The 12,303-nt window shown below is 44.2% G+C and carries 14 protein-coding genes; 6 read left to right on the top strand and 8 right to left on the bottom strand.

Annotated features, from left to right (window positions below):
* Entirely contained in the window at positions 1-435 is a 435-nt protein-coding gene (locus tag GQ367_RS07425; RefSeq protein ID WP_215290341.1) for a nuclear transport factor 2 family protein, read from the top strand.
* Positions 436-449: 14 nt separating this feature from the next.
* Here GQ367_RS07425 and GQ367_RS07430 read toward each other — a convergent pair whose 3' ends face one another.
* Positions 450-1,970 (bottom strand): M48 family metalloprotease, encoded by a 1,521-nt coding sequence (locus GQ367_RS07430; protein ID WP_215290342.1) that lies wholly within the window; start codon positions 1,968-1,970, stop codon positions 450-452.
* Between the two features lie 155 nt (positions 1,971-2,125).
* On the opposite strand from GQ367_RS07430, the gene moaC reads away from it, so the two are divergent.
* The gene (gene moaC / locus GQ367_RS07435) at positions 2,126-2,599 is read left to right on the top strand and encodes a cyclic pyranopterin monophosphate synthase MoaC (protein ID WP_215290343.1); all 474 of its coding nucleotides are present in this window, start codon (positions 2,126-2,128) and stop codon (positions 2,597-2,599) included.
* A 131-nt stretch (positions 2,600-2,730) separates the two neighbouring features.
* Here the strand turns inward: moaC and GQ367_RS07440 are convergent, their stop codons facing one another.
* The 7 genes from GQ367_RS07440 to recA form a co-directional block, all read right to left on the bottom strand.
* Positions 2,731-3,246: a pilin gene (locus GQ367_RS07440; RefSeq protein WP_305848918.1), complete on the bottom strand. Its 516-nt coding sequence runs from the start codon at positions 3,244-3,246 to the stop codon at positions 2,731-2,733.
* A 110-nt stretch (positions 3,247-3,356) separates the two neighbouring features.
* The gene (locus GQ367_RS07445; RefSeq protein WP_215290344.1) at positions 3,357-4,064 is read right to left on the bottom strand and encodes a TerC family protein; all 708 of its coding nucleotides are present in this window, start codon (positions 4,062-4,064) and stop codon (positions 3,357-3,359) included.
* Positions 4,065-4,140: 76 nt separating this feature from the next.
* Positions 4,141-5,034 carry a succinate--CoA ligase subunit alpha gene (gene sucD, locus GQ367_RS07450; RefSeq protein WP_215290345.1) on the bottom strand — a complete coding sequence of 298 codons (894 nt, stop codon included), beginning with the start codon at positions 5,032-5,034 and terminating at the stop codon, positions 4,141-4,143.
* Between the two features lie 25 nt (positions 5,035-5,059).
* Entirely contained in the window at positions 5,060-6,220 is a 1,161-nt protein-coding gene (gene sucC, locus GQ367_RS07455; protein WP_215290346.1) for an ADP-forming succinate--CoA ligase subunit beta, read from the bottom strand.
* Between the two features lie 107 nt (positions 6,221-6,327).
* Positions 6,328-6,906: a DUF2889 domain-containing protein gene (locus GQ367_RS07460; RefSeq protein ID WP_215290347.1), complete on the bottom strand. Its 579-nt coding sequence runs from the start codon at positions 6,904-6,906 to the stop codon at positions 6,328-6,330.
* A gap of 27 nt (positions 6,907-6,933) precedes the next feature.
* Complete coding sequence (recX, locus tag GQ367_RS07465) at positions 6,934-7,404, bottom strand: recombination regulator RecX (RefSeq protein WP_215290348.1); 471 nt, start codon at positions 7,402-7,404, stop codon at positions 6,934-6,936.
* Entirely contained in the window at positions 7,397-8,479 is a 1,083-nt protein-coding gene (gene recA, locus GQ367_RS07470) for a recombinase RecA (RefSeq protein WP_215290349.1), read from the bottom strand. The genes recX and recA overlap by 8 nt, the downstream gene beginning before the upstream one ends.
* 192 nt (positions 8,480-8,671) lie before the next feature.
* Here recA and GQ367_RS07475 point away from each other — a divergent pair, with 192 nt between their 5' ends.
* The 4 genes from GQ367_RS07475 (at position 8,672) to GQ367_RS07490 (ending at position 12,220) form a co-directional block, all read left to right on the top strand.
* Complete coding sequence (locus GQ367_RS07475; RefSeq protein ID WP_215290350.1) at positions 8,672-9,373, top strand: response regulator transcription factor; 702 nt, start codon at positions 8,672-8,674, stop codon at positions 9,371-9,373.
* Positions 9,374-9,381: 8 nt separating this feature from the next.
* Positions 9,382-10,872: a sensor histidine kinase gene (locus tag GQ367_RS07480; RefSeq protein ID WP_215290351.1), complete on the top strand. Its 1,491-nt coding sequence runs from the start codon at positions 9,382-9,384 to the stop codon at positions 10,870-10,872.
* The gene (locus tag GQ367_RS07485) at positions 10,869-11,105 is read left to right on the top strand and encodes a DUF4212 domain-containing protein (protein WP_215290352.1); all 237 of its coding nucleotides are present in this window, start codon (positions 10,869-10,871) and stop codon (positions 11,103-11,105) included. The genes GQ367_RS07480 and GQ367_RS07485 overlap by 4 nt, the downstream gene beginning before the upstream one ends.
* Before the next feature lie 98 nt (positions 11,106-11,203).
* A complete protein-coding gene (locus GQ367_RS07490) occupies positions 11,204-12,220 on the top strand; it encodes a DUF6352 family protein (protein ID WP_215290353.1) in 1,017 nt (338 codons plus the stop codon).
* Positions 12,221-12,303 lie beyond the last annotated feature (83 nt).

The following is a 12,303-nucleotide window of genomic DNA, read 5'->3' on the forward strand; positions in this document are numbered from 1 at the left end:
ATGCCAAGTCAAGCCAGATTATTTCAAATGCCAGAAGAAGTCATCGAAGCCTGGCGCGAATCATTGCATCGCAATGACTTGGATGGATCGATTGATCTATGGATGGATGAAGATTCCATCACCTGCATTCTGCCAGGTGGCAAACGCTTGAATGGTCACGCTGAGCTTCGCGAAGGGTTGAAGAAAATTCTTGAAGATCATTTCTTGTGGCTCGATCCGATCCAGGTGATTGGACACACAGGGATTGGAATTTCTTTCTTTGATTCAACTGAAGCTGTGCGCTTGGAAGCCGAGCAAACAGAACCAGAATTTTTCTTGAACTTCACTTATATCTTGGTGCAAGGGCCAATGGGCTGGAGAATTGCTCACATTCACACAAGCCCTGCTCAAGAAGAACATATTCAATTGCCGAGTACCATCCACGGCTTTCACTGATCAAACCATCAAAACTATTTTTGTTTTTGTTGAATAAGTTCTTGGCGATACAAATCTTGAATTTGTCTGGCGCGAGCATCAATTTCTGAAGACTGATAAAAATCAGCATCCCCAGCAACCTTGGCTAAACGCATCTGTTCAATACTGGCTACCCATGCGCCATCAGCAACGTACTTCTCTGCCAAGGCTGCATGCTGCAATGCTTTCTTGCCTGATTGCGCATAGGCTCTAGCCAAGAGCTCCCACCATATTGAATTTTCAGGCTGTGATCTTGTTTGAGTTTTTAGCCAACTGATTGCTTGATCATACTGGCGAGTTTTTAACTGACCTTCAACCGTCAAAATATTCAACGATCTTGATTGCGGGTGGGTTGCTTTGATTTGAGCAATTTGTTTAAGCCCCTCTGCATGCTGACCTTTGGCAAACAAAATATCAATCGCAGTCGACTCTAGAGACAAACTTGAGCGTTGCACAGGAGAACCTTGAGAAGAAACTGTTTGAATCAACACCCTGCTTTTTTGCAAATATGACTCTGCTTCACTTATTTTTTGTTGCTTAAGATTCAATAATGCCAGGCCGTAATTACCTTCCAACTGCTTGATAGGATCGGGTTTTCTGGCAAGGCTTTCATAAAACTGTCTTAGTTCTGGGTAATTGCTTGAGCTGGTCGTTTGTATCAAACGAGCACGCGCTTTTAGTAAATAAAATTCTGTGGATGATTGAACCTTGGGTCTACTCAAACCCCGAACACGGTCTTGCATATCTGCAATACGATCCGTTGTCAGTGGGTGGGTGCGCACATATCCAGGCACGCCACTTTCCATGATGCTATTCGCTCTTTGCATTCTTTGGAAAAAGTCTGGCATCCCTTGAACATCAAAACCACCGGCTTGAAGAATCTGAAAACCCACACGATCAGCTTCTCGCTCAGCATCTCTTGAATAGGCCAATTGATTTTGTATCGCCAATGCTTGACCACCTACCGCAAGACCCTGAGCAGCATTAGGATTACGGCTGGCAGCAACGGCAGCCAAAATAATCGACGCCAAGGCAATCATTGAATTAGTGCCTTGCTGACTAAACATGCGGGCAATGTGTTTTTGAGTCACGTGGCCAATTTCATGGCCAAGCACTGAGGCTAACTCAGATTCTGTTTCTGCAGAAACAATCAAACCGGTGTGCACACCAATAAAACCACCTGGCAAAGCAAAGGCGTTGATGCTCTTATCTCGCACACCGAACAATTCAAAATTAATGGCAAAGCTACCTCTACCATCCAAACCAGCAACACTTTGCTTTTTCGCCGTATCAATTAAATGCTGGCCCACCGTATTGAGGTAGTCATGAAAAACTGGATCTTTTGAATAATCTGGGTCTCTGCGAATATCGCGCATGATGCGCTCACCCAATAATCTTTCATCAATCGGGGACAAAGCAGCACTGGATGAATCCCCTAAATCAGGCAAGACCAATTGAGGTTGTTGAACTCTTTTGCTAGGAGGCGCAAATTCAGAGCCGGCTCTCGGCGACTGCATGGTGCGATCAATATTCTCCTGCGCAAGCCGATTGTTATCAACTTGGGCCAATAAGCAGCTTGGATAGAAAATGAAAGCGAGCGAGCCCGCGATTATTTTCTGAGCGACATTATTCTTTTTTCGATTCATATCCCTAATTATGGTACAAATACCGCATGAACAAACTGACTCATTTTGATGAAACCGGCCAAGCCCACATGGTAGATGTGGGTCAAAAGGCTCACACCCACCGCATTGCGACTGCTACTGGCAGTATACAAATGCAAAAAAGCACTTTTGACATGGTCATGTCTGGAAGTCACAAAAAAGGTGATGTGATTGGCATCGCCAGAATTGCGGCCATCCAAGCCACCAAAAAGAGTCCTGATTTGATTCCTTTATGCCATCCTATCGCATTGACCAGGGTCGCTGTTGAATTCACCCCCGATGAGTCGAATTCAACCATTCACTGCACAGTCACGACTGAGAACATTGGTCAAACTGGTGTTGAAATCGAAGCCTTAACGGGCGTGCAAATTGGCTTGCTCACCATTTACGATATGTGCAAAGCTGTTGATCGCGGCATGGTCATCAAGGAAGTCAAACTTCTTGAGAAGAGTGGCGGTAAGTCTGGTACCTGGAAGGCTTAAGCCACAAGACATAGATTCTTCATAGGATCTTAAAAGCAAAAAAGGCGAAGATTCTTCGCCTTTTTTATTACCGTTCTACTTTATTACTGTTCTACTTTAATTACTAATCGATTTTTTAGAACTTATAACTCTTACTTGCAATCACTTGGTTGTAGTTTTGCAGGCAAAGTTGTTGCAGGTGACTTGCATGACCAAATACCTGCCCATGGTTGCTCACCCTTCACGCTTAAATCCAAAGCTGTGACAGCATCGCTGCTGGCGTTATTGACCGGCACAATGCTCAAGGTATTAGCGCCTTCAGGAGCTACGCTGGATTGATAGGTGATCAAAATAGCGCCAGATTTTTCAATCTTGATTTCTTTCACACTGTTTGTTGTGGTGCTCTTGAATGTTGACTCCGTTGCCACTGCCATATCTGCAGCGCCTTTGCTCGAGTAAACCTCAGTCACGGCTAACTTAGCGCCTGCCGCCAAACTTAAACCTTCAGTCACACGAGTTTTGGCAATGTAGTCTTGATACTTAGGCACTGCGATAGCGGCCAAGATACCAATGATGGCAATCACCACCATCAATTCAATCAAAGTAAAACCATTTTGCTTGTTTACAGAAGTCTCTTGCTTAGGCGTCATAAGTTCTTTATTTTTCATTCATTCAATCCTTTGTTAATGGGTAACCATCATCTCAGATGATACCCATCAACAAGGACTACATCATTGTCAGAAAGCTCTGATTTTGAGTTGAGTCAAAGAACAAGCAATTAAGCTTGTTTTGTCTTCTTCTTTTGCCTCTTCATCACTTCGCCATAGAGCATGACGCCAACAGCAGCGGCGATGCCTGCAATCGTTGCGTAATTTTCAATGTCAGCGCCAAATTGCTTGATGAGACCAGGATCAGAGAAAATCATTCCGCCAGCAATCCATCCCAACAAGCCTGCGCCCAAAGTCACGATCCATGGGAAACGATCAATCAAATAAAGAACGATTTGACTACCACCCACGATCAATGGGATTGAAACCAACAAACCAAACACAATATATCCAAATTGGTGATGGGCGGCATCCACTTGACCAGCAGCACCCGCAATCGCGATCACGTTATCCACGCTCATCGCAATGTCAGCAACGATGATGGTCTTAACAGCGGCCCATAATTTATCGGAAGCTTCAAGTTCGTGGCCATCATCATCTTCTGATTGCACCATCAACTTGTAACCAATCCACAACAACAAAATACCGCCTGTGAACTTCAAGAATGGAATTTGTAACAAAGTTACGGCAAATGCCACCAAGGCAATACGCAAGATGATCGCACCTGCAGTACCCCACATGATGCCTCTGCGTCGTTGATTAGGATGCAAATTGCGGCAAGCCAATGCGATCACCACCGCATTATCGCCACCCAACAAAATATCGATCATGATGATTTGAGCAATCACGGCCCAATCAATCGTTGCTAGAAATTCCATGTCAACCTCATATTTTTATTATTTAAACAAAAAACGGGAGCTAGGCTCCCGTTAATTTTGACCCGTAAAAGGGATATTACAACAATGCCTTAAGCAATTTGCCCATTTCTGATGGATTGCGTGTCACTGTGAAGCCACACTCTTCCATGATGGCCAACTTAGCATCAGCTGTGTCAGCACCGCCAGAAATCAACGCACCAGCATGGCCCATGCGCTTACCTGCAGGAGCAGTCACACCAGCAATGAAACCTACCACTGGTTTTTTCATATTAGCTTTGCACCAACGAGCTGCTTCAGCTTCATCAGGACCGCCGATTTCACCAATCATGATCACTGCATCAGTGTCTGGATCGTCATTGAATGCCTTCATCACATCAATGTGCTTAAGACCGTTGATTGGGTCACCACCAATACCAACTGCTGAAGATTGGCCAAGACCAATTTCTGTTAACTGAGCAACAGCTTCATAAGTCAAAGTACCTGAGCGGCTCACAACACCAATACGACCTTTACGGTGAATGTGACCTGGCATGATGCCAATCTTGATCTCTTCTGGAGTGATCAAACCTGGGCAGTTTGGTCCCAACAACAAAGTCTTCTTGCCGCCTTTAGCTTCTTTGGCAGCCATTCTGTTGCGAACTTCTAACATGTCGCGAACAGGAATACCTTCTGTGATACAGATGGCCAAATCTAGATCAGCTTCAACAGCTTCCCAGATAGCAGCCGCAGCACCTGCTGGTGGCACATAAATCACTGAAACTGTTGCACCTGTTTCTGCAGCAGCTTCTTTTACTGATGCATAAATAGGAATGTTGAAAATTTTCTCGCCAGCTTTTTTAGGGTTCACGCCAGCAACAAAACATTCTTTGCCGTTTGCGTACTCTTGACACTTTTCAGTGTGGAACTGACCTGTTTTACCAGTGATACCTTGAGTAATGACTCGTGTGTTTTTATTAATAAGAATAGACATTTAAATTCCTTTCGTGGCCGGGGGCTTATTTAACCGCTGCAACAGCTTTAGTTGCTGCTTCAGCCATCGTGTCTGCACTGATGATTGGTAGACCTGACTCAGCCAACATCTTCTTGCCGAGGTCCTCGTTAGTGCCCTTCATGCGAACCACCAAAGGCACGTTCAAGTTCACCGCTTTACAGGCTGTGATCACACCGTCTGCGATCACATCACACTTCATGATGCCGCCGAAAATGTTCACCAAGATAGCTTTCACATCTTTGTTCTTCAACATGATCTTGAATGCTTCTGTTACTTTTTCAGCAGTTGCGCCACCACCAACGTCCAAGAAGTTTGCTGGCTCGCCACCAAACAACTTGATTGTGTCCATTGTTGCCATCGCCAAACCAGCACCGTTCACCAAGCAACCAATATTGCCGTCTAGTGAAATGTAGGCCAAATCAAATTTAGACGCTTCTACTTCAGCTGGATCTTCTTCATCCAAGTCGCGGTAAGCAACGATTTCTGGATGACGGAACAAAGCGTTTGAATCAAAGTTGAACTTAGCGTCCAAAGCCTTGATCTTGCCGTTACCTTCAAGAATCAATGGGTTAATTTCAACCAATGATGCATCTGTGTCCATATAAACTTTGTACAAGTTTTGCAAAGCTTCCTTTGCCATTGCTTGTGATGCCTCTGGCACGCCAATACCTTGCGCCAACTTAGTTGCATCAGCATCTGTTAAACCAATCAATGGGTTCACAAATGCTTTGATGATTTTTTCTGGAGTTTTTTCAGCAACTTCTTCGATATCCATGCCGCCTTCGCTTGACGCCATCACTACAACTGATTGTGTGCCACGATCAGTCAAGATACCTACGTAATATTCTTTTTTGATGTCCGCACCGTCTTCAACCAATAAGCGGCGAACTTTTTGACCTTCTGGACCTGTTTGGTGAGTTTTCAACTGCATACCCAAAATTTGAGTTGCGTATGTTTTTACCTCATCTAGGCTCTTGGCAACCTTAACGCCACCACCTTTACCACGGCCACCTGCATGGATTTGGGCCTTCACAACCCAAACTGGGCCACCCAGTTTTTTAGCTGCTTCAACAGCTTCATCAACGCTTAGCGCGGAAATGCCATTTGGCACCGGAACATTGAACTGACGCAAGATTTCCTTGCCTTGGTACTCGTGGATCTTCATTAAGGCTCCCTATTGAATAGTCCGAAATATTAATGTTTTTAGCTTACTTAACTCTGTCTATTTACTATTTTTGCTAAGTAATCTCACTATTATCGCTTTTTCAGGGATTAAGACTCTTTTTTTGACATATCCACAGGTGTTAATGGGGCTCCAAACCAAGCCCGGTGGTACCTTTTGACTGTTTCACCGTCGGTTCTTAGGGCATGGCATCGATTGAGCTGAAAAGGCATGGTTCCGGAACCTTCGTCCACAACCTTGAAGATTTCCCCTGCAAATGCCTGAATTGCCACTGTTGGCAAGACCGAACAGAGTTCAGTCATGTGAGAACACCCTGAAATACCGCTCAAGCGCTCTTTGACGGCGCCCCGAAAACCATTTGCCAGATTGAGTCCAATCAACTTTTTATAGTCGGGCTCAATAGTTTTGCAATGATCATCGTAGGGGGCTGCATGTGTTTTAGCCTGGGCATCAACAATATTGAACTTGGTATCAATGGTGACAATCAAAACCATTTGATGAATGGCCTCACCCTTAGGCTTAACGCCTGAAGCCAAATGAAAGTCTTTATCTTTGACATCTAGCAAGGTGGCTTCAACATCCCACAAACCATCCTCACGACGAAATGCTTGAGTCTTGATGTCTCTGGTGTGTATCAGGGTGCGATTGGATGAAGAAGATGAGCTCATGCTCAAAGTCTACACCAGCTAAATTTATTATGAATCTTCCTCAGATGGAGAGAACCGTCCATCAACAATTCTGGTGACCACACTCAAAGGGAAACCTTTGGATACGAGGTAACGCATTTGTTTGGATTTTTCTTTTGGGTCTTTGGTGACCATGGAATCAAATTTTCTTTGCCACAGTTCCCAAGCTCTGGTGGCATCAGAAATTTTTAGTCGCTCTTTAATTTCTAATAAAGAGTCGCCTTCAATACCTTGCTGCTTTAATTCATCAACAATTTTCAAACTGCCATATCGCTCAGATTTGCGACGAACCAAGCTCTCGGCAAAACGCTCGTCTGATAACCAAGACTGCGCTTCAAGTTTTACCATCAGCTCATCGAGCTCAATATCAGATTCCGCATAAGGCAAGAGCTTCTTGCGAAGCTCTTGGCGACTATGCTCTCTTCTTGATAAATACCGAAGAGCTCGCCCCATCAAACTTGGGGCTTGCTGTTTAGGCATCCGCTTCTTCTTTAGGGCTGATCACACTACCAGTGTTAACGCCTAATTTTTCACGAACCCTTGCTTCAATTTCTTTAGCAATCTCAGGATTCTCTTTTAAGAATTCACGTGCATTATCTTTACCTTGACCAACACGCTCGCCGTTATAGCTGTACCAAGCGCCTGACTTTTCAACGATGTCGCACTCAACACCTAAGTCAATGATTTCACCCTGTCTAGAAATACCCTCTCCATACATGATGTCAAAGATGGCCTCTCGGAATGGCGGAGATACTTTGTTTTTCACAACCTTCACACGTGTTTCATTACCAACAATGTCATCGCCTTTTTTGATGCTACCGATGCGACGAATGTCTAAACGCATTGAGGCATAAAACTTCAAAGCATTACCACCTGTGGTTGTTTCAGGTGAACCAAACATCACACCAATCTTCATACGAATTTGGTTAATGAAGATCACCATTGAATTTGTGCGCTTGATCGTTCCTGTTAATTTGCGCAAAGCTTGGCTCATCAAACGAGCTTGCAAACCAGGTAATGAATCACCCATGTCACCTTCAATTTCAGCGCGTGGCACCAAGGCAGCCACAGAGTCAATCACGATCAAATCAATCGAGCCTGAACGAACCAAGGCATCAGCAATTTCCAATGCTTGCTCACCAGTGTCCGGCTGAGAAATCAATAAATTATTTACATCGACGCCCAATTTAGCTGCGTACTGCACATCCAAAGCATGCTCAGCATCAATGAACGCACATGTACCACCCAGTTTTTGCATTTCTGCAACAGCGTGCAAGGTTAAAGTTGTTTTACCTGAAGATTCTGGGCCGTATATCTCAATCACACGACCTCTGGCCAAACCACCAACGCCCAAGGCAATGTCCAAGCCTAAAGAGCCTGTTGATACCACTTGAATATCCTGGCCAATATCACTGTCACCAAGACGCATGATGGAGCCCTTACCAAATTGCTTTTCAATCTGAGCAAGTGCTGCATTGAGGGCTTTTTGCTTATCAGAGCTCATTCCCTCAATATCAGCGGGGCCTGATCCAGATTTCTTTTTTTGGTCTTCCATGGTCGTCCTTATTTAAAATTAGGTGTATTTTGTCTACACATGAGCAATTTACAGTAATTACTGTATATAAAAACAGTACTCTATGCAAGGATTTTTTTAATACCTGGCTAGAATATGCACTAGAAACTAGTTTATTGCTGCCTAATGTCAGACAATACTTATAAACGAGCAAGATTTTGCTGATTGGGCTGTATGAGAATACTGATTGCAGAAGACGATAGCGTATTAGCTGATGGGTTAACCAGGTCCTTGAGACAGTCTGGTTATGCAGTGGACCATGTCAAAGATGGCCAATCTGCTGATCTCGCCCTATCGGCCCAGGCCTTTGACTTATTGATCCTAGATTTGGGTTTGCCCAAAATGACGGGTCTTGAAGTACTCAAGCGCTTGCGCTCCAGAAACTCCATGCTCCCAGTGCTTATTTTGACGGCCGCTGACTCTACTGAAGAACGCGTCAAGGGTTTAGATGCTGGTGCCGATGATTACATGGCCAAGCCATTCGCTTTATCTGAATTAGAAGCCCGTGTTCGAGCATTAACTCGACGTGGCACTGGTGGCGGACCAACTGTGGTCAAACACGGTCCATTGCAATTCGACCAAGTAGGTCGTGTGGCTTATATCGATGAAAAGATGCTCGAGTTATCCGCTAGAGAACTAGGATTATTAGAGGTTCTATTAAAACGAGTGGGTCGCTTGGTTTCCAAAGATCAACTGGTGGATCACTTGTGCGAATGGGGCGAAGAAGTCAGTAACAACGCAATCGAAGTCTACGTTCACCGTCTGCGCAAAAAAATTGAAGTTGGTGGCATTCGCATTGCAACGATTCGCGGCCTTGGTTATTGCCTAGAAAAATTTCAAACACCTCCCGAAGCTCCAAAAGTATCTGAAGCTTAATATTTGAAATGGCTGATGTACGCCCCGCCATTGATGCGGAACTTCAACGACTTTTACCACCAGAGTCATATGGCTTAAAACATGCCAGCAAAGGTCCCAGATCACTGTTTGGAGAAATCCTAGACTGGATGTTGGCCCCGCTTTTGTTGCTATGGCCAATGAGTATTGCAGTGACTTACTTGGTGGCTCAATCAATTGCTACAGCTCCATTTGATCGAAGTCTTGAAAACAGTGTTCAAGCCATCTCTCAACAAATCAAAGCGGTTGGCGATGAAATCTCTCTGACCCTACCAATGTCAGCCAGGCAAATTTTGCGGGCAGATGAAAACGATACGATTTACTTTCAGGTCATCGGTCCACGCGGAGAATTAATTGCGGGCGATAAAGATTTATCTTTACCAGCTGATGGAGATCCACTCCAAGTGGGCACGGTCACTTATCGTGACAGCCGAATAGCAGGCAATGAAGTTCGTATTGCTGCCACCTTGGTCATACTATCAACAGCCACTGGCCCAAACCCAGTGATGGTTCAAGTGGCTGAAACTCTAGAAAAAAGATCTCAGCTTGCCAATGAAATCATCAAGGGCGTGATCTTGCCGCAATTCATCATTTTGCCGATTGTGGTGATCTTGGTTTGGTTTGGCTTGAGCAGAGGTCTTGCGCCATTGAACGCCCTGCAAAACAGAATCAGAAATCGTTTGGTTGATGACACCAGTCCGATTGAAGAGCGCGCCGCACCTCAAGAAATCATGCCTTTGATTTCTAGCTTTAATGACGTTTTGTATCAGCTTGAAGATTCTGTGCAATCACAGAAACGATTCATTGCTGATGCTGCGCATCAATTAAAAACACCTTTGGCTGGTCTGCGCATGCAGGCAGAATTAGCTCAAAGAGAAAACAGTCCTGAAGAACTGCAAAGATCTTTAGAACAAATCGCCGATAGCTCCACGCGAGCCACTCGCCTAGTACAGCAATTGCTGTCACTGGCCAGAATGGAAAACACCAACAAGCTCAGCGAAAAGATCTTGATTGATTTATCTCAATCAGCTGCTGATGCGACGAAAAGTTGGCTGTCTGCTGCTTGGGAAAAGAAGATTGATTTGGGTTATCAAAGCAATCAACCATCGCACAAAATGTATGGCAATCCAGTGATGCTGAAAGAGTTATTTAATAACTTGCTCGATAACGCGATCAAATACACTCCACCGAATGGTTCTGTGACTGTCGATGTTAGGAAAGCCGATCAACCAGGCTTGCTGATCGTTGAAGTTAAAGATACGGGACCAGGCATTCCTCCAGAGGAACGTCAACGAGTTTTAGAGCGCTTCTACCGAGTTCTTGGAAGCGACATTGAGGGCAGCGGCTTAGGTTTGGCGATTGTGAAAGAGATTGCTATACAGCATGGCGGCAAGCTAGAGATTCTTGAAAATATCTACCAAGAATCCCCACTGAAATACGGCACGTGTATGCGCGTTTATCTTCCAGTGGGCACCCCATGAAAACATGGTCTAAAAATAAACGCTTGATCGTCATCCTATTGAGCATTTGGTTTTTAACAACCTTGGTGGTTGGGCTTGCGCCAGAACCCTTGAGATTTAGTTTCTTTGGTTGGAATTTCACTTATTGGTGGGGCGCTCAAGGAGCACTTCTGATTTATTTAGCCATCATCTGGATTTATGCCCACAAGATGCATCAATATGAAAAGAAAGCCATCAAGACAGGCAAAAATTAATCTGGCATTAACCCTAAAAATGAAGCGGTCTATGGATCAATTTCAGTGTTTCGTTTCATTTTCATTGCACAATACTAAAAACATTCTAACGAGACATCATGCGCAAATTTTGGCCCAACAGTAATTACCAGTTTCTATCCGTTAATCAAGATCGACAACTCATCATCACTGATGACTTTTTAAGATCTTATTTAAGAAGGCCTGAGCTTGCTCTCATTCCAGAGTCTTGCGCGCAAGAACAAAAGATCCATCAATCACTCACAGACAATCCAAGAGCCACGATCGATCCTGCTGAAATTAAAAAAATGCAAGATCCTGATATTCAGGTGAACCATGAGATTTGGTTGCGCTTCAGAGACAAATTAGTTCTTGCACCCACATTAGAGAATTTTTACTTGGGTCTCTTCCAAGGCGACGGCGTCGATGTTCCACCACTCTTTGTTGATCAATTAACCCAAATTCTTTGTCAGCATCTTTTAGGTGACAATCCAAGCGCTATTGAAGCAAGAGCGGCTGAGATCTTATTCAGAATGCAAAAGATCACCATCCTAGAAGATGGTCACATCATGTCAGCGGATCAAATCACAGTTGAGAAATATGCAGAAACTGGTGGCTTTGGCAGCATTGGTGAACTACTCAAACAAAACTCAGCACCACTAAGAAGCATTGATTTAGATGTCATGATCAAAGACAACGCTGATGACTACTGGGAACGAGATGAGTTGCATGACTTTGTTCTTCAACTGAACTATGACCAAGACGGTGCTGCAGCTCTCAGCAAACTTCTTGAAAAGTGGATCTTTCACTTCCACGGCACCAAAGTCACTATCACCCCTCAAGGTCAGATCTCAGACTCTAAATGGTCATGGCACATTGGTCTTGATGTGAATGCCACTGAAATTTTGAACGCGCTCTATAACGGCGAAACAGTCGACAACTCAAAATTGGCACAAGTCTTGTGTTTATTCAAATTAGAGTTTGTTGATAAAGGTCGCATGCTGCCAGAAATTGCTGGCAAACCTATTTATCTTGCAATGGCCCATGACATTGATAAGTGTCTTAAGTTCAAGCCACAGAACTTACTCATCAATTTACCCTTGGCTGAAACTTCTTAAGTTTTTTAAGTAAGTGAGCAAGGCTTAAAACATTCTTAAACCTTGCCATCACCATGGTTTATTTCCTGATAGCATTTATTTAT

This window comes from Polynucleobacter sp. MWH-CaK5 (genome assembly GCF_018687615.1).
GTDB lineage: Bacteria > Pseudomonadota > Gammaproteobacteria > Burkholderiales > Burkholderiaceae > Polynucleobacter.